At 63.1% G+C, this 24053-nt stretch carries 25 protein-coding genes; 2 read left to right on the forward strand and 23 right to left on the reverse strand.

Features of this window, described 5'->3' with window-relative positions; genetic code table 11:
- Window positions 1-60: 60 nt before the first annotated feature.
- The 9 genes from BRAS3843_RS33180 to BRAS3843_RS33220 form a co-directional block, all read right to left on the reverse strand.
- Window positions 61-1506: a GntP family permease gene (locus tag BRAS3843_RS33180; protein ID WP_008973601.1), complete on the reverse strand. Its 1446-nt coding sequence runs from the start codon at window positions 1504-1506 to the stop codon at window positions 61-63.
- 48 nt (window positions 1507-1554) lie between these two features.
- Window positions 1555-2571, reverse strand: a complete 1017-nt coding sequence (gene yut / locus BRAS3843_RS33185) for an urea transporter (RefSeq protein ID WP_008973602.1) — start codon at window positions 2569-2571, stop codon at window positions 1555-1557.
- Between the two features lie 63 nt (window positions 2572-2634).
- Window positions 2635-3585 carry an urease accessory protein UreD gene (locus BRAS3843_RS33190; RefSeq protein ID WP_008973603.1) on the reverse strand — a complete coding sequence of 317 codons (951 nt, stop codon included), beginning with the start codon at window positions 3583-3585 and terminating at the stop codon, window positions 2635-2637.
- Window positions 3582-4226 (reverse strand): urease accessory protein UreG, encoded by a 645-nt coding sequence (gene ureG / locus BRAS3843_RS33195; protein ID WP_008973604.1) that lies wholly within the window; start codon window positions 4224-4226, stop codon window positions 3582-3584. The genes BRAS3843_RS33190 and ureG (BRAS3843_RS33195) overlap by 4 nt, the downstream gene beginning before the upstream one ends.
- Before the next feature lie 19 nt (window positions 4227-4245).
- A complete protein-coding gene (locus tag BRAS3843_RS33200) occupies window positions 4246-4965 on the reverse strand; it encodes an urease accessory protein UreF (protein WP_244425536.1) in 720 nt (239 codons plus the stop codon).
- A complete protein-coding gene (ureE, locus tag BRAS3843_RS33205) occupies window positions 4949-5566 on the reverse strand; it encodes an urease accessory protein UreE (protein ID WP_008973606.1) in 618 nt (205 codons plus the stop codon). Before ureE (BRAS3843_RS33205) ends, BRAS3843_RS33200 begins: the two co-directional genes overlap by 17 nt.
- 10 nt (window positions 5567-5576) lie before the next feature.
- Window positions 5577-7298, reverse strand: a complete 1722-nt coding sequence (locus BRAS3843_RS33210; protein WP_008973607.1) for an urease subunit alpha — start codon at window positions 7296-7298, stop codon at window positions 5577-5579.
- 27 nt (window positions 7299-7325) lie between these two features.
- The gene (locus BRAS3843_RS33215; RefSeq protein WP_008973608.1) at window positions 7326-7775 is read right to left on the reverse strand and encodes an urease subunit beta; all 450 of its coding nucleotides are present in this window, start codon (window positions 7773-7775) and stop codon (window positions 7326-7328) included.
- 19 nt (window positions 7776-7794) lie between these two features.
- Window positions 7795-8097 carry an urease subunit gamma gene (locus BRAS3843_RS33220; RefSeq protein ID WP_008973609.1) on the reverse strand — a complete coding sequence of 101 codons (303 nt, stop codon included), beginning with the start codon at window positions 8095-8097 and terminating at the stop codon, window positions 7795-7797.
- 411 nt (window positions 8098-8508) lie between these two features.
- On the opposite strand from BRAS3843_RS33220, the gene BRAS3843_RS33225 reads away from it, so the two are divergent.
- The gene (locus BRAS3843_RS33225; protein WP_008973610.1) at window positions 8509-9309 is read left to right on the forward strand and encodes a CbbQ/NirQ/NorQ/GpvN family protein; all 801 of its coding nucleotides are present in this window, start codon (window positions 8509-8511) and stop codon (window positions 9307-9309) included.
- Window positions 9297-11627: a VWA domain-containing protein gene (locus BRAS3843_RS33230; RefSeq protein WP_008973611.1), complete on the forward strand. Its 2331-nt coding sequence runs from the start codon at window positions 9297-9299 to the stop codon at window positions 11625-11627. Before BRAS3843_RS33225 ends, BRAS3843_RS33230 begins: the two co-directional genes overlap by 13 nt.
- A gap of 2 nt (window positions 11628-11629) precedes the next feature.
- On the opposite strand, the gene BRAS3843_RS33235 is transcribed toward BRAS3843_RS33230, so the two are convergent.
- From BRAS3843_RS33235 to BRAS3843_RS33300, 14 genes are all read right to left on the reverse strand, one after another.
- Window positions 11630-12475: an urease accessory protein UreD gene (locus BRAS3843_RS33235; protein WP_008973612.1), complete on the reverse strand. Its 846-nt coding sequence runs from the start codon at window positions 12473-12475 to the stop codon at window positions 11630-11632.
- Window positions 12441-13094, reverse strand: coding sequence for an urease accessory protein UreG (gene ureG / locus BRAS3843_RS33240; RefSeq protein ID WP_008973613.1), 654 nt, complete (start codon window positions 13092-13094; stop codon window positions 12441-12443). The genes BRAS3843_RS33235 and ureG (BRAS3843_RS33240) overlap by 35 nt, the downstream gene beginning before the upstream one ends.
- A gap of 4 nt (window positions 13095-13098) precedes the next feature.
- On the reverse strand, window positions 13099-14808 hold the full coding sequence (ureC, locus tag BRAS3843_RS33245; protein ID WP_008973614.1) for an urease subunit alpha: 1710 nt from the start codon (window positions 14806-14808) through the stop codon (window positions 13099-13101).
- Between the two features lie 21 nt (window positions 14809-14829).
- A complete protein-coding gene (locus tag BRAS3843_RS33250) occupies window positions 14830-15525 on the reverse strand; it encodes an urease subunit gamma (RefSeq protein WP_008973615.1) in 696 nt (231 codons plus the stop codon).
- Window positions 15526-15537: 12 nt separating this feature from the next.
- Entirely contained in the window at window positions 15538-16209 is a 672-nt protein-coding gene (locus tag BRAS3843_RS33255; RefSeq protein ID WP_008973616.1) for an urease accessory UreF family protein, read from the reverse strand.
- 1 nt (window position 16210) lies between these two features.
- Window positions 16211-16738 (reverse strand): urease accessory protein UreE, encoded by a 528-nt coding sequence (gene ureE, locus BRAS3843_RS33260; protein WP_008973617.1) that lies wholly within the window; start codon window positions 16736-16738, stop codon window positions 16211-16213.
- Window positions 16739-16817: 79 nt separating this feature from the next.
- Window positions 16818-17855 carry an aliphatic amidase gene (locus BRAS3843_RS33265; protein ID WP_008973618.1) on the reverse strand — a complete coding sequence of 346 codons (1038 nt, stop codon included), beginning with the start codon at window positions 17853-17855 and terminating at the stop codon, window positions 16818-16820.
- 96 nt (window positions 17856-17951) lie between these two features.
- Window positions 17952-18647, reverse strand: coding sequence for an urea ABC transporter ATP-binding subunit UrtE (gene urtE, locus BRAS3843_RS33270; RefSeq protein WP_008973619.1), 696 nt, complete (start codon window positions 18645-18647; stop codon window positions 17952-17954).
- Window positions 18647-19390, reverse strand: coding sequence for an urea ABC transporter ATP-binding protein UrtD (gene urtD, locus BRAS3843_RS33275; protein WP_008973620.1), 744 nt, complete (start codon window positions 19388-19390; stop codon window positions 18647-18649). The genes urtE and urtD overlap by 1 nt, the downstream gene beginning before the upstream one ends.
- 4 nt (window positions 19391-19394) lie before the next feature.
- The gene (gene urtC / locus BRAS3843_RS33280; protein ID WP_085967062.1) at window positions 19395-20486 is read right to left on the reverse strand and encodes an urea ABC transporter permease subunit UrtC; all 1092 of its coding nucleotides are present in this window, start codon (window positions 20484-20486) and stop codon (window positions 19395-19397) included.
- 59 nt (window positions 20487-20545) lie between these two features.
- Window positions 20546-21439: an urea ABC transporter permease subunit UrtB gene (gene urtB, locus BRAS3843_RS33285; RefSeq protein WP_008973622.1), complete on the reverse strand. Its 894-nt coding sequence runs from the start codon at window positions 21437-21439 to the stop codon at window positions 20546-20548.
- Between the two features lie 79 nt (window positions 21440-21518).
- The gene (locus BRAS3843_RS33290; protein WP_008973623.1) at window positions 21519-22775 is read right to left on the reverse strand and encodes an ABC transporter substrate-binding protein; all 1257 of its coding nucleotides are present in this window, start codon (window positions 22773-22775) and stop codon (window positions 21519-21521) included.
- 248 nt (window positions 22776-23023) lie between these two features.
- A complete protein-coding gene (locus BRAS3843_RS33295) occupies window positions 23024-23632 on the reverse strand; it encodes an ANTAR domain-containing protein (protein WP_008973625.1) in 609 nt (202 codons plus the stop codon).
- A 30-nt stretch (window positions 23633-23662) separates the two neighbouring features.
- On the reverse strand, window positions 23663-24053 hold a 391-nt coding region (locus tag BRAS3843_RS33300; protein WP_175361177.1), incomplete at its 5' end, for a transporter substrate-binding protein.

A 24053-nucleotide genomic window follows, 5' to 3' on the forward strand; every position in this document is an offset into this window, starting at 1 on the left:
ATGTGGTCCTTTTCGCTACACGCGGTCGATGTCGAATGGATACGGAGATACGCAAGATGGTCAGAACGACCCGAACACCGACCCCAGTATCAGGACCGCGACAAGTGCAATAATGCAGCTGACGATCACGGTCATCACCATGTCGAGATAGCTCTCACGGTGGGTCAGACCACTGATTTGCAGCAACAGCAACACCGTGCCGTTGTGTGGGAGAGCGTCCAGGGTGCCCGCGCTCATCGTTGTTATACGATGCATTAGGTCGGGAGCGATGCCATGTTCATTGGCAAGGCGCACGAAGTCATCACCGAATGCATTGAGCACGATAGCCATGCCGCCGGAAGCAGTCCCGGTAAGCCCCGCCAGCACGTTCATGGAGACGGCGAGTGAGACGAGCGGCCCGCCGCCGATCGAGAATACCGCATCGCGGACCGTCGTAAATGCCGGCAACGCCGCAACGACCGCGCCGAAGCCAACGAGGCTGGCGATCATCAGCATCGGCAGAGCTGCAGAATTCGCCCCGGCGTCGATGCTCTCACGGACAGATGGCAAGCGTCGCAAGTTGACGAGAAGGACGGTCACGTTTGCCGCCGCGAGCGCCACGACAACAGACCAGACGCCCGACACCGCTCCGATCGACGTACCACCCCACTGCTCCTCCGACAGAAATGAAAAATCGAGCCGCGGGAATATGACAAGCGACATCAAGAAATTCGTCACAATGACAACGACGAGGGGCAGCACGGCCAGGAAGAAGCTGGGTTCATTCTCGGCCCGCTTGCCATGCGGCAGCTCCGCCGGATCGAAGTCGCCCGCCGGCGCCGCCTGTTCGCGAACCATCTCGTTGACGACGGGGACAGTTTCCGTCTCACCACCATAACCCTCGCCGGCTTTCTGTGCGGCCGCCTCGGCGCGGCCGAGCCACCACATGCCAAAGATAAAGATGATCGCCGACGCGATGACGCTCAGCCCGGGCGCCGCGAAGGTGGTGGTGCCGAAATACGGCATTGGGATCGCGTTATTGACCGAAGGCGTTCCAGGCATCACCGACATCGTGAACGTGAATGCTCCAAGGCCGACCGTCGCTGGCAACAGCCGTCGCGGGATGTTCGCGGCTCGGAACATTTCATGAGCCATGGGCACCACCACGAAAAATGCGACGAACACGCTCACGCCGCCGTAGGTCACAACGGCCGAAGCGATCACCACCGCGAGTATCGTGCGGTTCGTCCCCAGCCTGTTGGTCAGATATTTGGCGATGGAGCTGATCGACCCGCTGTCGCCCATCAGCTTTCCGAACAATCCGCCCAACATGAACATTGGAAACCATTGCGCGACGAATCGCGCCGCTCCGCCCATGAACGTTTGGGTCCAGTGAGCGAGCAGCGGTTCGCCGGAGAACGCGGCTGCGACGAGCGCAGCCACTGGAGAGACCAGAAGTACACTCACCCCGCGGTACGCGAGCCACATGAGCAGAGCCAAACCAAGCAAAACTCCGATAAGTCCCATGGTGCACCTTCTCCAACGAATGCGGGAGCCTTGATTGAGCTGTCGCTCTCAAGCCCCGGCAGCCGGATTTTCGATATCGCGAGCGGCAGGATCCTTCTGCTCCAAGCGTTGCCGCGGCAACAGGAACAACCAGGTCACCAGCACGAAAGGTGCCGTGAGAGCCGGGATCGCAAACGGCGTCAAAGCGACGTTCAGGGCTGCCTGGGTGATCACCGTGAACACTGTGGCGAGCGCAGCGTAGACAACGACGCGCCAGCTCGGCTGATAGAAGACGGTACCGAGCGCGATCGCCGTCAGGACTGGGCTGAACCCAAGCAGGCCGCCGGTGATCAGATCGCTCTCGGCGCCGAAAAGATGAGCGGTCAGCACTGCCAATATCGCTCCCCCGAGCGCGAAGACAGCTGCCGCGAGCGAGCTCACGGCGAGCCCCGCAAGCAGGAGCAGCGCCGCGATGCCGCTGGCTTTCAAAAAGACTTGCGAGATGCTCAGGAAAACTCCCTCGACAAGGTCAAGCAGCCGAAGTGGACTTGTCGGGTAGGGTTGGAACGCGGTGACTACGGCGCCGGACGGCAGTGCCGTTCCCGCGAGGCCGGAAAATCCATATGTCGCCAACAGAAGAAGCCACGTCGTGAGCACAAATGGGAAGGTGAGAGCACTCCCCCATGGCTTGACGATGTTGGTGGTGGCGAGCATCACGATGACGGATACGGCCGCTCCCAGTATCACATACACCCAAAGCAGCGGTCCGGGCGCCAGGAACGTCGCCAGCGCAAGACCGACGAGAATGCCGTTGAAGCCATAAAGCCCGGAATAGAGTGAGTCATTGTCGACGCGAAGCCATTGCGCCGTCAGGTTGGACACGACGACCGCGAGGATGCCCGCAATTGCCACCTGGGGGACGCCGGCCGCATAGGAACCCCAGCCGATCGCGGCCAGGAAGAGAATGCCGGTCAGCGGATTGTTCTGAAACATGACCTGCCCGATGCCGCGCAAGTTGATGTCCAGAAACCGCAACAGGCCCGACGACACAGAGAGGCTTTCCCAGCCTGCCAAGATCCTTTCCATTGCCGCCTCCTCGAACGTGTCGCTATCGGCTGCCGCGCGTCAGCCGTTTACAGCGCTCACCCGCTACCGCCAGAGATAGAGCGGAGGCAGCGCAGCGCCGATGACCTCCTGACGTACCAGCCCCCAGATTTCGCGGACTTTTGCCTTCACCTGCGCGGTTTCACGGCCCAGCACTTTGAAAATCAAGCCAGCATCATTGGGCAGATAGCAGGCACCGAGCGCTATGCCTCCAGCCTGATTCACATCGGCTTCCGCGCGTTCGTGAATACGCACAGCCTTTTCCTTGGGTGTGCACAGGACCACGTTGGCGAACACGTCAAAGGAATTCATCACGCCAGTCTGCCGCATCTCATATCGCCTGGGCTCGATCACCAGCTTCTCTGCGAACAGGGAGCGACCATCAGGTCGTGTCGCCGACGTCGAGATCGACAACACGGTTGCTCCGAAGCATTCGTCAGGATGATGGTATTTCCGCCCCGCTTGAATGATTTCCGAAAGCAGCAGCGTGGCCGATGGTGCGACCGAGATTTGGGTATCGCTGAGAAACCGCGACTCTCGGTGCGGGATCACAGGCTCCGGAATGAATTCCAAATAGGCATCTTCAAACAGCGTAATCGTTTGGCTCTGCGCCGCATAGTTTGCATCCATCGCATGGATCTTGGTTGCCGACTGCGAGGTGAGATGAGCCTGCGCGCGTGGACCAAGGGTTATGTCGAGAGCGAGCCTGTCTCCCTGCAGCACGCAGCCCGTGGTGGTGATGAGAAAGACGCTAGCCAACCCCGGCATGGCTTCGTCGCAATGCAGCGCACGCTGCACCATGTAAGGCGCTTGACGCTGCAAGTTCGCCAGGATCGTTTGGCCCGAGCGTTGCTCGAAGCCAAGACGCAGGTATCCCGTCTTCCCTACGGTGCCGCTCCGCATCTGCGGCGGCTCGTCCTGGAATGGTGCAAATTCAGGCATCGACGCGCCAAGCGCTTCGGCGCGAGCCCAGGGCGGAACGGCGGCCGGTATCATGCTGACCGCCGCGCACGCGGATCGATGTCGAACAGAAACTCCCGTTCGATCAGCGCGACCAGCTCGGGAATACCTTCTCCGGTCTTGCAGTTCGTGAACAGGAACGGCTTGACGCCACGCATCATCCGCGAGTCCCGCTCCATCACGTCGAGGCTGGCCCCGACGTAAGGTGCAAGATCGATTTTGTTGATGACCAGGATATCGGAATGTGTGATCCCGGGTCCGTTCTTGCGCGGGATCTTGTCGCCTGCGGCGACGTCGATCACGTAGATGAAGTAGTCCACCAAGGCGGGCGAGAAGGTCAATGTCAGATTATCGCCTCCGCTTTCGATCAGCACGACGTCGCTGTCCGGAAAGCGCCGCTCCATATCCTCGACCGCGGCAAGGTTCATGCTTGGATCTTCACGCACGGCGGTATGAGGGCAGGCCCCCGTCTCCACGCCAAGAATACGTTCGTGGAGCAGAACACCCTTGAGCGTACGCTGAACATGCTTGGCATCTTCAGTCGTCACCACATCATTTGTAATAATCAGCACCTTGATGCCGAGATCGAGCAGGCGCGGCGTGATCGCCTCCACGATCGCGGTCTTGCCTGACCCGACCGGGCCGCCGATACCGATACGCGTGATACTATTCGCCATTCCCAGCTCCATTTCGACGTCAGTTCATGAACAGCCGCACACGCGCTCGGGTGTGGACAGCAGCTAGGATCTCGGTCAACGGCGCAAACCCTGCCATGTCCGACAGCCGTGCTGCCGCCGCGGTCGCGTACATCTGTTCCACTTCGCCGGCGAGTTCGTACAGGATCTTCTGCGTCTCGATGTGGCTGACCTTCATCAGCCGAAGAGCTGCGCCGAGGATGGTCGTCGCTACGCCATACTGGTGCACGACGAACGCGTGATAGGCGGGTAGTTCCTGCGCCGCGAAATTGATCGCCAATGCGATGGGGTAACAGCCGGGCGTGACGGACTTTTCAATGCATTCGCGCCACGTGCGAAGCAGTGAGGCACCAATCACTGCGACGCCCATCTCCGTGAACTTCTTGCCCATACGGACCGACATGGTTCGCGCTTCGTCAGAGAGCTTGCGCGCATAGACCTGAGCATCGATCCTAACGAGGGTATCGATCTCGCCGGCCGTCGCCGCGCGGTGTGCTGCTATGAGTGCGATGCAGTCGCCGCGGGCCGCCTGTTCCACCGCGGTGCGCGCGAAGGCCCGAAGGGTCGCCGCGTTTCTGACCACACCTTCCTGAACGGCGGATTCCAGTCCGGACGAAAATGAAAACGCTCCAACGGGGAACATCGAGTCGCCAAACTGCAATGTCCGCGAAAGCGACGCCGTTATCTTCGATCCGTCCACATTTTCATTCGCGGTGATCACGTGCAGACCCGGTCCTTGTCGGTATGGCCTCTGCTTCGGCATCATGCTCGTGAGTATGAGAATGCACGGGCCCTTCCGCACCACCGAAAAGCCGCCGGGACTCATGTGGGGCGAGGTAGGGAACGACCTCTCGTCCGGGCACGAATTCGAAGCGGATCCGCTCAAAGCGATGGGTGTTCATGACGGAGGCCATGACCTTCCGATCGACGGTCAGAGGGACATAGACGCGGTTGTCCTTGACCAGCGCCGGCCAATGCTGGTTGCCCATCGCGTGGCCGAGTTCGACGCAGGTGCGCATTGCTAGTCCGGGCGCGACGTTCATGAGGTCATCCAGATGCACGATCATCACCTCGCGCAGCTCGATTCGCGCAACGAGTGCCGACAGCGCCTGGGCATTCCAGAGCAGAATGTCTCCGTCGCGGATGTGGGTGCGGCGATCGAGAGAGACGGCCACTTCGGCACCCTTTGTGGTCGTCTTGCGGAAACGGCTCTTCTGCGCCTCCCACTGGTCGATCTCGATCAGATCCATTTCGACGCTACACAACCGCCGGGCCCAATCCGGATCGGCGACATTGCCTAGAACGGAGTTGATGAGGATCATGACCGGTTTCTCAGCTGAAGAAGTATTTTTGATTGAGCGAGACTGTCGTCAGCGGCGGAACCGTCGCGTGCTTGCCGTCAACGGTCACCGCAAAGGTTTCCGGACTGACCTCGATCTTCGGTGTCCCCGTATTTCGAACCATGTCGTGCTTTCCGATCTTGCGCACATTTCTCACCGGCATCACCTGCCGGCGGAGCCCCAACCGCTCCTTGACACCTGCAGCATGGGCGGAGCCGGAGACGAAGGTGATGCAATTGGCGGCCAGCGCATCGCCGTAAGCACCGAACATCGGCCGGTAATAGGTGGGTTGCGGCGTCGGCAGCGATGCGTTCGGATCGCCCATCACCGCCCAGCTTATGAAGCCGTTCTTGATCACGATCTTTGGCTTTGCGCCGAAGAACGCCGGCTCCCACAGCACGAGATCGGCGATCTTGCCGACCTCGACCGAACCCAGCACGTCGGCAATTCCATGCGCGATCGCCGGATTGATCGTGATCTTTGCGACATAGCGCAGCACGCGGAAGTTATCGTTTCCCGGTACGTCCTCCGGCAGCTTGCCGTGTCCAGTCTTCATTGCATCAGCGGTCTGGATGCAACGTAGCCAGCATTCCCCGATCCGCCCCATGGCCTGCGAGTCGCTCGAGAACATCGAGATGACACCGAGATCCTGCAGGACATTTTCGGCAGCAATGGTCTCGGCGCGGATACGGCTCTCGGTGAAGGCCACATCCGAGGGGATGTCAGGACTGAGATGATGACAGACCATAATCATGTCGTAGAGCTCCGCCTGCGAATTGATGCCGTAGGGGAGCGTAGGATTGGTCGAGGACGGCAAGACGTTAGGAAGGCCGGCGATCTTGATGATATCCGGCGCGTGGCCGCCGCCGGAACCTTCGGTATGGAACGAATGGACCGTCCGTCCTTCAAACGCCGCGATCGAATCGTCGATGAAGCCGGACTCGTTCAGCGTATCCGTATGGATGCAGACCTGGGTGTCCGTCTCGTCGGCAACGGTCAGCGCGGAGCGAAGCACCGCCGGGGTGGTGCCCCAGTCTTCGTGACATTTGACACCGACCGCGCCCGCCTCAATCTGTTCAACCAGCGCGGCTTTGCCGTGTCCGTGCCCCTTGCCGAGAATGCCGACGTTGAGCGGCCAGTTTTCGAACGCGCGCAACATCATGCTGATGTTGCCGGGACCCGAAGTGACGGTGGTTGCGTTGGAGCCGTCCGAAGGACCGGTACCGCCACCGATCAACGTGGTCGTGCCGTTGGAGAGCGCGGCCTCGGCCTGCTGCGGGGAAATGAAATGAATGTGCGTGTCGATCCCGGCGGCCGTCAGGATGAGATGTGAGCCCGAGATGGCGTCGGTAGCCAATCCCAACTCCAGGCCAGGCGTAACGCGATCCATCGTCTGAGGGTTGCCAGACTTGCCGATCGCACAGATGCGGCCATCCTTGATACCCACGTCGGCTTTCACGACGCCCAGCACCGCGTCGATGACGGTCACGTTGGTGATCACCAGGTCGGGGGCGCCCCCTGCCCGCGTCACCTGATTGTCCATCCCCATGCCCTCGCGCATGCTCTTGCCGCCGCCGAAGACGATTTCATCGCCGTAACCGCCGCGCAGATCGCGCTCGATTTCGACGAACAGGCCCGTGTCGCCCAAGCGGATGCGGTCGCCTGTCGTCGGACCGAAAAGGCCGACATATTCTTGCCGGGAGATGGTAGCCATTATGGCCCTCGTTCAAGGATTTGCGTTTCACGCCTTGTTCTGTAAGGAACGAAAGCCCCGTTGCGCTGCCAGCGCTACCGCCTTTGATTTCACCGTGGCGGCATTGCGATCCGCGGTCGGACCATCGACGAGGTTGTTGAAACCGTAGACGGCGCGCTTGCCGCCATAGGGCACGAGCTGCACCTCGCGCTCGTCGCCGGGCTCGAACCGCGTTGCCGTCGAGGATGGGATGTTCAGGTGCAGCCCGAAGGCCGCAGCGCGATCGAACTCGAGTGCAGGATTGACCTCAAAGAAATGGAAGTGCGATCCCACCTGTACCGGCCGGTCACCCGCGTTGCGCACCTTGAGCGTCGTCACCGGGCGATCGGCATCGAATGTGATCGCCGCCGGGCTGCACACGTAGCCGCCGAGCGGCACGTGGGATGTCGCCGGATCCACATCGGCGGCGATCTTGGGTCCCACTTTTGGTCCAGCCATGTTGATCTCCAGAAAACACTTATTGAATCGGCGTGTGCACCGTGACCAGGCGGCTTCCGTCGCTGAACACGGCCTCGATCTGCACCATGGGAATGAGATCGGCGACGCCATCCATCACGTCGGCCTTGGTCAGAACGGTACGCGCCTCGTTGGTGACGTCTTCGATTGTCTTGCCGGCCCGCGCGCCATCAAGGGCGGTCGCCGATATGACGGCGACGGCTTCCGGATAGTTGAGCTTGAGGCCCTTGGCTCGTCGTTTCAGTGCAACATCGGCCAACATATGGACGAGCAGCTTGTCGAACTCCCTCGGAGTTAGCTGCATAAAATCCTCCCGGAGCCAGGCCGCCAAAGAGAGATCGGCATATTGAACCACCTCCCGGCCCGGATCATCCGGTGTTCTACTTAGTTTAACCCGAGAAAATACCCGATAACCGATGTCGTCCGGTCCGGCTCTTGCGCTCACCATTATGATGGACTTCCGCGCTGTTCGCCGGCCAAGCCCTCGGCCAGGCGGGGGCGCAGCGAAGCTTGCGGCCAAGGTGGCGACTCCCCAGCAAGGTATCGAAAGCCTTGTCTCGCGGCCCTTCTTCGGCTCTAATTGGAACCGCGGCCACGCCGCTCCTGGTGCGCTTCGAAGCTGCAGCGTGCCTCCCAGGCAAAGATTGCCACATCCTCATTCGCGAGGGACGGTGGCGTTTGGCCCGGCCCTTCGCGCAGAACGCGGAGGCCTCGCATGATTCTCGATCCCTACCGGATCGGTGCAGAACCCTACTACCAGCCGCAAGCCGACGAAATCGCAACCTTCACGGCCGCCTATCAGGAACGGTTGCCGGTGATGCTGAAGGGACCGACCGGCTGCGGCAAGACGCGGTTCATCGAGCACATGGCCTGGCGGCTTGACATGCCGCTGATCACGGTCGCCGCGCACGAGGATATGACGGCGGCCGACCTCGCCGGCCGCTACCTGCTGGAACCGTCCGGCACCGTATGGCACGACGGGCCGCTGACGCTCGCCGTGCGCCACGGCGCGATCTGCTATCTCGACGAAATCGTCGAGGCGCGGCAGGACACCACGGTCGTGATCCACCCCCTGACCGATGCGCGCCGCATCCTGCCGCTCGACAAGCACAACGAGATCGTGCCGGCGAATCCGGACTTCCAGCTCACCATTTCCTACAACCCCGGCTACCAGAGCGCGGTCAAGGACCTGAAGGAATCGACCAAGCAGCGCTTCATCGCGATCGACTTCGGCTATCCGCCGCCGGCAACGGAGAGCGCCATCATTGCACGCGAGAGTGGCGCGGACACGGACCTCGCCCGCCTGCTCGTCGCGATCGCGGAGCGCTCGCGCAATCTGCAGGGCCACGGCCTCGACGAAGGCGCCTCAACGCGGATGCTGATCCATACCGGCCGCATGGTGCGCGCCGGCCTGCCGCTTGCGACCGCGGTACAGTCCGGCATCGTGCTGCCAATCACGGATAATCCGGACATCCGCGCGGCCCTCACCGACGCGATCGAGGCATGCCTGCCGTGAGCGCAGCCAAGCCGCCGATCGCGTTGAAGCTGGTCGCGGAGCCGGAGGGCGACACGCGCGCGCTGCATTTGCTAATGCGGCAGCGCGACAGCCTGCGGCCGCTGTTTCTGTCGACCTGGGAGATGCTGTCGCGGCAGTTCCAGCCGCCCGAACTGGAGGCATGGGCCGGCGCGGTGCTCAAGCTCGCGCATGTCAATGCGGGCCCGTCCTGCCTGCTGGCCTATTGGGAGGCGAGCACGGCAGGCGCTATGTCCGGCGAAATCGCGCCGCTGCTCGGCGCGGCGCAGGCGAGCGTCGAGATCTGCCGCAATGCCGGTGCGCAGGCCGCAACCGGCGCGCTCAAGGCTCTGCCTGCCGCGCGCCGCGTCCTCGGCAACGGCGCGCCGTTATCGCGGTGGTGGCGGGCGATGGAGAGGCTTGCACGGCAGGCGCCGGAATCCGTGGTGCCGGTGGCGAGCCGGATGGGCGAGATCCTGCAGCCGGGCACGATCGAGGCGTTCGAGAATTTCGTCGCCGCAGGATTGCGCGCCGCGGCCGGCGACCGTCGCAAGCGGATCGCGTTCTTCTCGCTGCAGGACGAGTTGGCGCGGCGGCTGATCACGCGGGATCCCGGTGCGGTGACATTCACCGATATCGAACATGAGCTGAAAGCGTTCCTCACCGCACTCTGGGGCGACGTGCCGCTGTTGCGAAGCATGGCGCTCGAAGACGGCGGTCAGCAGCCGCAGCGCCGCGCCGCAATCGCGGAACCGCTGATCCGGCTGCCCGAGATCTATCGCGGCGTGCAGGGCGATGCGGCACGGGCACTGTTTCAGGCTGCGGCCGCCCATGCGCAGGCGCACCTCGCGCTCGGCCGTGCACGCTTTCCGATCGGCCAGCTCAAGCCGCTGCAGGTGGCGCTGGTCGGTCTGATCGAGGACGCCCGCGCCGAAGCGCTGGCGATGCGCGCCCTGCCCGGCCTGCGGCGGCTGTGGGCGCCCTATCACGTCGCAGTTCCCACCACCATCGGCACCGCGCCGATGCTGCTCGCACGGCTGGCGCGCGCGTTGTTCGATCCAGCTTACGTCGACGATGACGGCTTCGTCAGCAAAGGACGCGCGCTGTTTACAGCGGCACTGCCGCGGATCAACGAGTCCGCGATCAGCCGCGAGATCGGCATGCTGCTCGGCAACGACCTCGGCCAGATGCGGGTGCAGTTCAACGCCAAGACCTATGTGGTCGAGCCGCTCTATCGTGACGATGGTCTCGGCCTGTGGGATTTTGGTGACGACCCGCAGCCCACCGCCGACGTGTTGGAGCTGTTCATCGACGCCGTCCGGCAGCGGCGGGAGGACAACGAGGGGCCGCGACAGGAGCATGATCCGGGTGGGACGACACCCGCGCCGGGAAAAGCTCGCTCCGTGGCGCCCAATGAACGCGGCGTGATCATTGCGCGCTATCCCGAATGGGACCGCGTCGATGCGATCGAGCGCGCCAACTGGACTACCGTGCGCGAGGTCGCGGCGCATGCGGGCGACGCCAGAAGTATCGAGGATGCGCTCGACCGCGCGGGCGCATTGCGCAGCCGTGTCGCGCGCCTCGTCCGCGGCGTCCGCATCGGCCGCACGGTGCGGCTGAAGCGGCAACAGGACGGTCATGACCTCGATCTCGATGCCGTGCTCGACGCCGCAATCGCGCTGCGCAGCCGCGAGAAGCCGGACCTGCGCGTGTTCCGCGCCACCAAGGCCATGCACCGCGATCTCTCGGCGCTGCTCCTGATCGATACGTCCGAGTCCACCCACGACCGGCTTGCCTCGGGAGCAACCATTCTCGATGTCGAACGGCTGGCCGTGGCCCTGCTTGCGGAGGCCATGAACCAGCTCGGCGATACGTTCGGGCTGCTGGCCTTCGCCTCCGACGGACGCGAAGATGTCCGGATGACCAGCATCAAGGGCTTCGACGAGCCTTATGATACCGACTGCCGCGCGCGGCTCGCGGGCCTGTCCTCCGGATTGTCCACCCGCCTGGGCACGGCCTTGCGTCATGCCGGTGCGGTGGTCGGCCAGACGACGACGAGCCGCAAGCTGCTTATCGTGCTGACCGACGGCGAGCCCTCGGACGTCGATGTCTCGGATCCGCTGGATCTGATCGAAGATGCCCGTCGCGCTGCGGTCGGGCTGCATGCCGCCGGCATTGATGCCTATGGCGTCGTGCTTGGCCGAGCCGGCTCGGAGGCTGCGACACGCATCTTCGGCCGCGGCAACACCATGCTGGTCCATCGTGTCGAAGACTTGCCGGCGCGATTGTCCGAGCTCTATTTTCGCTTGGCGCGACGATGATCCTATTTGCGCCGGCGCGCCAGCTTCACCCCGAGTGCGGCCTGCGCGGCGACGTGGAATGCTGCATCCATTGCGCGCGACAGCGCGCCACCATCAGGCGCCAGGATACGAAGAACAAGGCCTGCGGCGTTCGGGGCGGCCGACGCGCCAGCCAGCGCGCCGCATTCGTCCGCGACCTGATGCAAGGTCTGCGGCGGCGGCAGCCGATCGGTTGGCGCGATCAGGACAAGACTGGCCGAGGCCGTGCGCGCTCCCAGCGCATCGTGCAGCTGGTCGCCCTTGATCCGGCCGGCGTCCTGCAGCAGCAGGCGGCCATCCGGCCGCACGATCCGCAGACGACTGGAGACCTCCGCGAAGGCACGCCCATTCGCACGGGGATCATGCATTGCGAAGCCATCGGCCACACAGAGCACGGCGTCCGCAGCCACAACGGCTGTCGTTTCCAGCGCCAGCGACGCGCCGGGAAACAGCACGTAAGGATCGGTCGTGATGGCGCAGAATGCGCCGGTGTCCACGTTCACGGTCTGCCGCTGCACGGCGCCGATGCCGCGGCCGTCGTGAACCACAGTCGCGGCCTGCGTTGTCAGGTGGAACGCAGCGTCACGCGCAACGACGACGTCGAGCGCGATCCGGTCGCCGGCATAGATCCCACCAGAGGCCGATTGCAGATAGAGCGTCAACAGATCGGGCCTGAGGGCGTCGAGATAGAACCCGCGAGTCACATGCAGGGGATAACCGACATGTTGGCGTCGCAGGACGCTGCGGCCGCCGGCGAGATCGACGGATAGCGCGGCTTCAGCCGCCCGTCCCGTCTCAGATACGGAATAGGACGGCAGCAGAGATCGCATCGGCCACCGCCTCCACGCCAGTGCAGGTCTTGAGATTGGTCGCGATCACAGGCTGTCCATCACGGACCTTGCGCGCCTCCACAAGCATGCGATCGAGATCGACACCGACATGCGGAGCGAGGTCGATCTTATTGACGACCAGGAGATCACAGCGCAGCAGGCCAGGCCCTCGCTTGCGCGGGATATCGTCGCCACCCGCGACGTCGATGACGAAGATCCACCAGTCGACGAGGTCCAGCGAGAAGGTCGAGGCCAGATTGTCGCCGCCCGACTCGAACAGGATCAGCTCCAGCCTGGGAAAGCGCATTTCGAGCTCATCGCCGGCCGCAATGTTGAGAGTCGGATCCTCGCGGATCACGGTATGCGGACAGGCGCCCGCCTCCACTGCGGAGACGCGCGCCGGATCGATCAGACCGGAGCGGCGCAGCCGCTCGGCATCCTCCTTGGTGACGAGATCATTGGTGACGACTGCGAAATCGATGCCGCGCCGCTGCAGCACCGGGATCAGCGCCTCGATCAGAGCCGTTTTGCCCGAGCCGACTGGGCCGCCAATGCCGACGCGCGCCGCGCCGACTTGGGCGCCGACGTCATCATCGATCGGTCGCGGGTTGTGCAGCATCGGCTCACCTCAGCATGTAGCGCCGCGCCAGCGGCAGCTCGCGGGCGGGCTCGCAGGTCGCAAGCTCGCCATCGACGAACACGTCGAACGTCTCCGGGTCGACGGCGATGTTCGGACAAGCGTCGTTCCACAGCATGTCGTGTTTGGAGAGCTTGCGCGTACCGCTGACCGGCAGCAGCTGCTTCGAGAGGCCAAGCTCGCGGCCGAGCCCGCGGTCGATCGCGAACGGGTGGACGAAGCAGGCCGACAGCGCCGCGGGCGCGCGGCCGAATGCGCCCCATTGCGGCCGCATCAGCATCGGCTCGCAGGTCATCAGCGACGCCGCGCTATCCCCCATCGCGCCCCAGGCGATGAAGCCGCTCTTGATCACAAGCTCCGGTTTGATGCCGAAGAAGGCGGGACGCCACACCACGATGTCGGCGATCTTGCCATCCTCGAGCGAACCGATGTGCTCGGCGATGCCGAAAGTCCGTGCGGCGTTGATGGTGTATTTGGCGATGTAGCGACGAATGCGCGCATTGTCGCCGAAGCCTGGTTTGTCCTCCGGCAGCGCGCCGCGCTGATCCTTCATCTTCGACGCCAGCTGCCAGGTCCGGCAGATCACTTCATGGATGCGGCCCATGCCCTGGCTGTCCGAGCCCAGCATCGAAATCGCGCCGATGTCGTGCAGCACGTCTTCGGCGGCGATCGTCTGCGCGCGGATGCGACTCTCGGCGAAGGCGACGTCCTCCGGGATGGCCGGATTGAGATGGTGGCACACCATCGTCATGTCGAGATGTTCGTCGAAGGTGTTGACCGTGTAGGGATTGGTCGGGTTGGTCGACGACGGCAGGCAGTGCCTCTCGCCGGCGACGCGGATGATGTCGGGTGCGTGGCCACCGCCCGCGCCCTCGGTGTGATACATGTGGATGGTGCGCCCGCCGATCGCCTCCAGCGTGTTCTCGACGAAGCCGGATTCGTTCAGCGTATCGGTATGGATCTGCACCTGGAAATCGTGGGCGTCGGCAATCTTGAGGCAGGTATCGATTGCGGCCGGCATCGATCCCCAGTCCTCGTGCAGCTTGAGTCCCATCACGCCGGTCTGCAGCTGCTCGATCAGCGGTGCCTCGCGATGGGAATTGCCGCGCCCGAGAAAGCCGAAATTCATCGGCCACGCTTCCGCGGCCTGCAGCATCTTGCCGGTGTTGAACGGTCCGCCGGAATCGATGCCGACCGTGATCGGCCCTAGCGAACCGCCGATCATGGTGGTGATGCCGCTCGCCAGCGCATGCTCGACGAGGCCGGCGCTGTCGAAATGCACGTGCACGTCGATCGCGCCTGGGGTTGCGATCAACCCTTCACAGTCGCGCACCGTCGTGCCGGTCGAAACGATCAGGCGCGGATCGACCCCATCCATGATCGCGGGATTGCCGGCCTTGCCGATGCCGACGATACGACCGTTACGAATGCCAAGGTCGCCCTTGACGATCCCGATCACGGGATCGATCACGGTGACGTTGCAGAGCAGGAAGTCCAGCGCACCTTCGCGGCTCGTGATCCCGGCCATGCCGATGCCGTCGCGCAGGGTCTTGCCGCCGCCATGCAGGCACTCGTCGCCATACACGGCATGGTCCTTCTCAACCACGGCGAACAGCGAGGTGTCGCCGAGCCGGACCGCATCGCCGGTGGTCGGGCCATAGAGTGCGGCATAGTCGCGCCGGTCGATCGTCGTCACCTCGTTCCCCCTTCAAAAGGCTCAGGCGCCGCGGAAGCCACGTGCCTTGGCGCGCGCCAGCGCCGCAGCACGCACGTCCGGATGCGCGGCCGCGCCATCGGTCAGATTATTGAGCCCGGTAAGCTGCTGGCTGCCACCGAATTCGACCAGGGTGACCTCCTTGGATGCCCCTGGCTCGAAGCGCACGGCTGTGCCGGCGGGAATATCAAGCCGCATGTTGAAGGCTGCGGCGCGATCGAATTCGAGCGCCTTGTTGACCTCGAAGAAGTGGAAGTGCGAGCCGATTTGGATCGGCCGGTCGCCGGTGTTGATCGCCGTGAGCGTTACGCTGCGACGTCCGGCATTGAGCACGATCTGTCCCGCCTGCGCGTTCACCTCACCGGGGCGCTCGCCATCCGCCGCAGCGCCGGGTGCAGGCCGGATCGGCTCGTGCACGGTCACGAGCTTGGTGCCGTCGGGAAAGGTGCATTCGACCTGGATGATGTCCATCATCGCGGCAATGCCGGGCAGCACGTCGTCCGTGGTCAAGATGGTCGAGCCGTAGCTGATCAGGTCGGCGACCGAGCGGCCGTCGCGCGCACCTTCCAAGATCTCGTCGGCAATGATGGCGACAGCTTCCGGATAATTCAGCTTGAGCCCGCGCCTTCGGCGGCGACGCGAGAGCTCAGCGGCGTTGAAGATGGTCAGGCGCTCGAGTTCGGTTGGCGTCAGCAGCATGCGGTTTCACTCTCAATTGGCGAACAGCCGGAGTTCGGCATGAGCATGGCGCGCCGTTGCAACGTCGAGAAAGGGAATGAAGCTCTCCAGTTCGGCATGCTCGGCGACCGGGCGCGCAACCAGTTCGTCGATGAGCGGCAGCAATCCCTGCAGCACGGCCTGGCCCTGCAACGCGCCGACACTTCCTAACCGCACCGCAGCCGTGATGAGCCCGGATGCTGCCGTATAGGCCGAGCACAGCTCGGCGTGGCGCTCATCGAGCTGCAGCGCCGCCCACACGGCCCCCTGCATGACTGCGATGTGCCCCAAGCATGTACTCGACTTCACGGCATCGCGTAGCGCAAGAGCGAACGGCTGGCCGAGCCGCGCATGGGCGGCCAAGAAGGATGCGCCGTTGCGCCGCGAGCCGGATCGCAAGGCCTCGATCATGGTCGATGCCTCGACCTCCTGATCGATCGTCGCAAGTGCCGCGATATCAGCCTTGGCCCGAAAAGCACGCAACAGCGCGATCCGGTCATAGCTTGCCCAGCGCTGCCGCAAGACGGCGGCACACAGCCGCTCGAACTCGCACAGACTCATGTCACGGCGCAGCGCCATCGCGCCCTCGATACCGTAGGAAAAAGCGAACGCGCCGCTCGGGAACGCCGCGTCCGCCTGCCATATCGCGCGCAGCAGCGCCAGCATCTCAGTGATCATCGTGAGGGTGGTCGTGCGCTATCGCGGTTGAGACCGAATCGGCCGGCGCGAGCGCATCGACAGTCTCCTCGTCCAGCACCGTGACGGCAACGCGCCGCGCGGCGATCAGGTTCTCGATCCGCGCGGTGTAGTCTTCGGGGCGTCCTTCCAACGCCACCAGCAGCACCTCCCCGCCGAAGCGCACCCGCCAATGCAGGTTGCCGACTTGATAGCCGAGTTCGACGGCATCCGAGATCGAGCGTGGCTCCAGCCGAAGCCAGCGCTCGGTCGCAGCGCGCACAACGATGGCGCGATCGTCCTCCAGCAGCAGCACCGCGCCATCGAATAGCTTTTCATTGCGGGGCAACGCAATCGCCAGCTCTTCGCCATTGCGGGTCGCGATGAGGAGCCGTCGGCGGGCGAGGTCGGCTGCCGGGACAGTGACGACATCGACCGCGCCCTGATGTTCGAGGCGGTGAAGCTCTTCGGAGAATTCCGGCTCCAGCCTGCTCCCCAGCACGCGGTCGATGCGCAGCATCGCAGATAACTCCAGAGATTGCGATTCAGGGGACGCCGGGGCGGACGGATGCTGATCCGCCGCCCCACACGCCAACCTCTTACCGATGCGCCACCTTCTTGTTCGGGATGCCCTCGATCGGACATTCCTCGGTGCCGACAGTCTGGCGCGTGAACGATTCCACCATCTCGCGGGTGCCCTCGGGATCCGCGATCCACTTGGCATAGAAGTCGTACGGACAGGCGGCGACGCCGCGGTCGCCGTCGCCCGAATTGATCAGGCCGGTGTAGCCGCGATGCACGAGCTTGAAGAGATGATTCTGCGACTGGCCGTTTTTGCGGGCGTCGCGGATCAGCGATTTCGATAACTGCGCATACTGCACGCCGTAATCCTCCTCGCCGCACTCGCCGAGCGTCCGGCCGTCGAAGCCGATGATCGCGGAATGGCCGAAATAGGAATAGACGCCGTCAAAGCCCGACGCGTTGGCAACCGCGACATAGACGTTGTTGGCCCAGGCCATGGCCTTGGCCATGATCACCTGCTGATCCTTGGCGGGATACATGTAGCCCTGGCAGCGCACGATCAGCTCGGCACCCTTCATGGCGCAGTCGCGCCATATCTCGGGATAGTTGCCGTCATCGCAGATGATCAGCGAGATCTTCAGCCCCTTCGGACCTTCCGACACGTATGTGCAATTGCCGGGATACCATCCCTCGATCGGTACCCAAGGCATGATCTTGCGGTATTTCTGCACGATCTCGCCCTTGTCGTTCATCAGGATCAGCGTGTTGTAGGGCGCCTTCTTCGGATGCTCCTCATGGCGCTCGCCGGTCAGCGAGAACACGCCCCAGACCTTGGCCTTGCGGCAGGCTTCCGCAAAGATCTCGGTCTCGTCGCCGGGCACGGTAGAGGCGGTCTCGTACATCTCCTTGGAATCGTACATGATGCCGTGGGTCGAGTATTCCGGGAAGATCACGAGATCCATCCCGGGCAGACCGGTCTTCATTCCGACGATCATGTCGGCGATCTTGCGCGCGTTGTCGAGCACCTCCGCCTTGGTGTGAAGGCGCGGCATCTTGTAGTTCACGACGGCGACGCCGATCGTGTCCTGACTTGAAGTGATATCACCGTGCAGCATCTTGCTCTCCTTGCATCCAACCCGTCATAAGCCCTGCCGTTCAAGTTCCGATGCGCTGGCCGACGCACCGCCCTCTGCCTCCACGCACCGCCCCGGTCACACCGCCATGTGCCGGTGAACCATCGCGTCGGTGAGTTCCGAAATGTCGCCCGCCGCGACGATGCGCCCCTTCTCCATCATGGCAAAGCGGTGCGCCGCATTGCGGACGAACGAGACGTTCTGCTCGACCAGGATCACGGTCAGTCCGATCTCCCGGTTGAGCCGGACGATGACCTGCTCGATCTCCTCGACGATGGACGGCTGGATGCCTTCGTTCGGCTCGTCGAGCAGGATGATCTTGGGATTGGCGGCGAGCGCACGTGCGATCGCAAGCTGCTGCTGCTGGCCGCCGGACAGCACGCCGCCGTTGCGGTCGAGATTGTTCATCAGATAAGGAAACAGCTCGGCGACCAGCGGCGGGATCTCGCGTTTACCGTCCCTCCGCGCGAACGAGCCCATCAGGATGTTCTCGCGGATCGTGAAATCGGGAATGATATCCCGGCCCTGAGGCACATAGGCGATCCCTGCGCGCGCCCGCCTGAATGTCGGCTCCGCGCCGATCTCTCGATCGGCCAGCCTGATCTGCCCGTCCATGCGGTCGGTCAATCCCATCAGGGTCTTGAGCAGCGTCGTCTTGCCGGTGCCGTTGCGTCCCAAGACGGCCGTCACGCGCTTCTCAGGCACATCGAGCGAGATGTCGTGCAGGATGTGGCTGCGATCGTAGAAGCTGTCGACATGCGAGAGCGCCAGCATCAGGTGATCCCTTTCGAGCCAAGATAGGCCTGCTTGACCTTGGGATCGGTCTCGATCTCGGAAACGCTACCTTCCGCCAAGACCTGCCCGAGATGCAGGACGGTGATCCGTTCGGCGATCTCACGCACGAACGCCATGTCATGCTCGACTACGATGATGGTGTGGCGCCCCTTGAGATTGTTGACGATCAGTGAGGTCTTATGCGTCTCGGCCTGGGTCATGCCCGCGGTCGGCTCGTCGAGCAGGATGATCTTCGGGTCCTGCGTGAGCAGGAGACCCAGCTCGAGCCATTGCGTCTGGCCATGGCTGAGATAGGCGGCAACGCGGTTGGCTTCGTCGGTGAGCCCGATCAGTTCCAGCACCTCGTCGACCTTCGCCTTCGCCGGAAAGCCGAAGCCAAGATTGGCGAACACGCTTGGGCTCGTGCAGCTCGCGACCTCCAGATTGCGGCGGACGGTCAGCTCCTTGAACACGCTCGGGATCTGGAATTTGCGCCCGATGCCGGCGCGCGCGATTCTGTGCTCTTCCCAGTTCGTGATGTCGGTATCGTGGAGAAACACGCGACCGCCGGTCGACCTGGTCTTGCCCGAGATCAGGTCCATGAGGGTGGTCTTGCCGGCGCCGTTGGCGCCGAGCAGGACGCGCAGCTCGCCGTCTTCGACGATCATCGACACGCCGTTGACGGCCTTGAAGCCCTCGAAGTCGACACTGAGCCCATCAATGGTCAATGCTGCCTGTGCCATCGGCCTACTCTGCAAGCTGTGAGGACGCGCCGTTGACGCGCAACGCTCGCGTCCGGTCAGGCGTCCTGCGCGCGACGAAGCGGTCGATCAGATCATGCGCGAGACCGGCGATGCCGCGCGGCAGATAGAGCACGACCAGCACGAAGACGAGGCCGATGATCGCCTTCCACGCCTCAGCGAACCCTTCGGTCTCGCTGACCGTCGCCGAGATCATGTTGATCAGGATGGCGCCGATGCATGCCCCGAGGATCGAGGCGCGGCCGCCGACTGCCGCCCACACCACCATGGTGATCGAGAAACTCAGATCCATGAAGGTCGGCGAGGCGAACTCCGATACGATCACATAGAGCATGCCAGCGAAGCCGGCGATCAGCGCCGACACAGCGAAGAAGAAGGTCTGGTAGGCCGGAACGTCGAAGCCGAGATAGCGCGCCCGATTCTGGTCGTCGCGGATCGCCTGCAGGATCACGCCGGCCCGGGTCTCGACCAGGAGCCGCGCCAGCACCAGCACGACGCTCAGCGAAATCGCAATCAGGTAATAGGTCGGCACCACATAGGGGTCGAACTCGAATTCTCCCAGCTTGAACCAGCCGAGATCGGTGAGGCCGTTGAACCCGTTGGTCACCGGCTGGGCATCGATCATGATGAGGCGGACCAGCAGCACCAGCGCCAGGGTGATGATCGAGACGAATACCCCGGAAATGCGCTTGCGGAACACGATCGAGCCGAGCACGAAGGCGATCAACACGGGCAGGACCAAGGCCATGGCGACGCCGAACCACTGGCTCTGGAACGGTAGCCAGAGGAACGAGGCCTTGTTGATGCAGCACAGTTCGGTTTTGGCGCCAGGCTCAGCGTTCCACAGCATGAAGTCCGGCACCGGCTTATCGGAGCCCTGCTGCAGGCTGGTGGTGCTGGCGAGCTTCAGCGACATCGCCAGCATGTAGGCGCCGGCCCCGAAGAACAGCCCCTGCCCGAGATTGAGGATGCCGGCATAGCCCCACGACAGCGCGACAGCGATGCCGAGCATCCCGAATACGAGATATTTGGCGAGCCGGTTCAGCCAGAACGAATCCATGATCAGCGGAAAGACCATGATCAGGACAATGAACGCGGCGTAGATCACCCAGTCGATGCGGCGCCTGGACAGCATGGTCAGCGCCCCTTCAGGGCGAACAGGCCCTTCGGCTTGAGCACGATGATCGCAATCACGACGCCGAACACGACGGCACGGGCGAGAATGTCATTGGTCGCGGCCGCCACCAGGCCGTTGATCTCGCCGAGAATGCCCGCAGAGAACACCGAGCCGAGTAGGCTGCCGACGCCCCCCATCACGACGACCAGGAAGCCGTCGACCACCATCGGCGTCCCCATGTCCGGAAACACGGTCTTGAAGCCGGACATCATCACGCCGGCGACGCCGGCAAGGCCTGAGCCGAATGCGAAGGTCAGCGCGTTGACGCGCGTGACATCGATGCCGCAGGCCGCCGCCATCTTCGGATTGCGGATGATGGCGCGAACCTGGGTGCCGGCCACGGTGCGGTAGATCACAAACCAGGTCGCGAGGGCGAGGATAGCGGTCACCACAATGATGAAGGCGCGGTAGCGATTGATGTCGGCACCTGCGATACGGAGTGTGCCCTGCAGGATCTCCGGCACGCTGACGTTCTGCAGGCCCGGTCCGAGGCCCTGGATGTGAATGCCGAGGAACGACAGCCCGAATTCGAGTCTGACGGCCTGCTGGATCAAAATCGCGATGCCCCAGGTCGCGAGCAGCGTATCGAGCAGCCGGCCATAAAGCTTGCGAACGACGACCCGCTCGATCAGCAGCCCGAGCAGCGCGGTGACGATGAAGGCGAGCGGGATCGCGACAAAGATGTTGGTGCCCAGCCACAGGCCGGACAGCACGGTCACATAGGCCCCCACCATCACCATCTCGCCATGGGCCATGTTGATGACGCCCATCGCGCCATAGGTAATGGCGAGGCCGAGCGCGACCAACAGCAGGATCGATCCCAGGCTGAGACCGATGAACAGGACCTCGAGCATGCCATATGCCTCCGCCGTCCAACCGCGCGCGGGAGAACGCGCGGCGGACGAGATTTCCTTCAGGTCAGGTTTTTTGACGTCAGGTTTTCAGCTTGGCTGCATCCAGCCCCTTCCCCGTGCAGAAGAGGTTCGTCGGCGTCTCACCGTACGCGACGTAAGGAAGCGGCATGACCGGCTCCTTGTAGGCGTCGATGATCTTCCCCTGCCCATCCGGGAGCCACTGTGCGATACGCGGGGTGAGATAGGTGTGCAGGTTCTCCGGCTCGATCTTGACATGGCCGTTGGGCGCATCGAATTCCTGACCCTTGACGGCCTCGCGGATCGCGGTCGGAGAGATCTCGGCCGCCTTCTCGACCGCCTGCTTCCACAGGAAGACCTGGAAGTAGGACGACTCGAGCGCGTGATGGGTCACCGCCTTCGGATCCTTCACGAACGCTCGGTAGCGCTCGATGAACGCCTTGTTTCGGTCGGTGTCGATGGCCTGGAAATACGGGAAGGAGGTGAAGGAGCCCACCGCATATTCCGCCCCCATCGCCGCGATCTCGATCTCCGAGGTGACAGTTGCACAGATCGGCAGCTTGTCGTGCGTGAGGCCCTGGTTCTTGTACTCGCGGTAGAATGCGACGACGGAGTCACCGACCACGTTCGACAAGACAACATCACAGCCGGACGACTTGATCTTGTTGACCATCGACCCCCATTCGGAATGACCGAGCTCCAGATATTCGTCGGCGATCCATTCGCCGCCGTTCTTCTCGATCAGGATCTTGGAGACCTTGGCCATCTCCCGCGGATAGATGTAGTTCGACCCGACGATGAAGAATTTCTTCTTGCCCAGCGTCTTGATGATCCAGGGAATGAAGTTAGATAGCTGCTGGTTCGGAACGGCGCCGGTGTAGACGACGTTCTTGGAGCACTCGAATCCTTCATAATAGGTCGGATAGAAGTAGAGGTTGTTGCGCTTCTCAAACACCGGCAGCACAGCCTTGCGGCTGGCGGAGGTGTAGGAACCGAACACTGTCGGGACCCGATCCTGGATGACGAGCTTGGACGCCTTCTCGTTATAGGTCTTCGGATCGGAGGCGCCGTCCTCGGCAACGGCCGTGATCTTCATGCCTTTGACACCGCCGCCGGCGTTGATCTCGCTGATCGCCATCATCGTCGCGTCGTGCAAGGATTTCTCGATGATCGAGAGGCCGCCTGTGAGCGAGAACAGCACACCGACCTTGATCTCGCCCGCAGCCTTCGCGCCGGTCGAAAACACCCATGGCGAGGTGATCAGCGCGCCACCCGCCAAAGCGCCGCTCTTCAAGAACTTGCGTCTATCAACTGCCATACTGCACACTCCCCGTTGTCCAGACACACGGCCTCGTTCGCGCCGAAGCGCGTTGCTTGCTGCCAGAAATTCGCCCAGATCGGATCGAGCCCCGACAACGTGGTGTGCGTCGGCGGCGAAACTCGGTCCAAAAACAAAAAGCCCGACGAACCCTTCACGGGTTCTTCGGGCTGCCTAGCCGGTGCCAGACCAGCATCATCGATGGTCCGGCGATGTCGAAAGGATGCTCTCCCCTCAACTAATAAAAGCTAATCATCTTTGGCGCGGTATTGCAAGAGCTCGTTTGCGTGAATGATAGCTGCGGCCATGTCGTCCATCGAGAGGCGCTTCGACATCGCCTGTCTGCGAATGCTCTCATAGGCATCAGCCTCGCTCAGTCCCTGACCATCCATCAGGATCGCCTTGGCTTTCTGGATCCGCTGGATGCCGGCCAGCTTGCGTTCGAGCTTGCGCACGCGCTTCTCGGATTCACGCCGCTCCAACCACAGGCTGCGGGCGATCGTCAGATTCGTCAGCAATCCGAATGGCCGGATCGGTCGTTCGATCACCGCAACGGCGCCGGCCTCAAGTACCAGTTGCAATGTCGACGGGTCTTCGTAAGAGACGACCGCAATCAGGGTCGGCCGATGGCCGGCATCAGATTTCAGCAAACGCTGTATCTCCAGGCGCATGTCGTGCTCGATCGCCAGCAGGATGACATCGGCACCTTCTGCCCAGCATTCCGGCACCGGCCATTGCATCTCGACCATGCAGCCGATGCGGCGCAGGTGCTCGACAAGCTTGGTACGCTCACTGTCCGGCGGGTGCACCACGTGGACCCGCAAGCCGCGCAGATCACGAAGAATTTGGATGGCCACGTCCAGTTCTCCGTCCCGCGCCCCTGATCATCAGGAGCGAATGAGCTGCTGCTCGTCGACCGACCAGTCGTCGAGGCTCTGGACCACGCAGTACGGGTCAGGCTTCACCCGCACGCCCGGATTCCAGACGATCTGAAAGCGACCCATGCCGTCGACGCGGGCGATGCGCGGCCACAGATAGGTGTGATTGTTCTCGGGATCGACACGTACCCGCCCCTGCGGCGCATCGAACTCGAAATCGCGCATGTTGCCGAGCACCTGTTCGGGATCGTCCGAGCCGCATTTGGCCACCGCGCGCATCGCCAAATGGACCTGGAAGTAGGCGGCTTCCGCGCAGGCAGTCACCGGTGCATCCTCGCCATATCGGGCCTTGAAGCTGGCGACGAAGCGCCGCGCCGCCTGCGACGACAATGTTTCGAAG

Origin of the sequence: Bradyrhizobium sp. STM 3843 (assembly GCF_000239815.1) — a bacterium.
Lineage (GTDB): Bacteria > Pseudomonadota > Alphaproteobacteria > Rhizobiales > Xanthobacteraceae > Bradyrhizobium.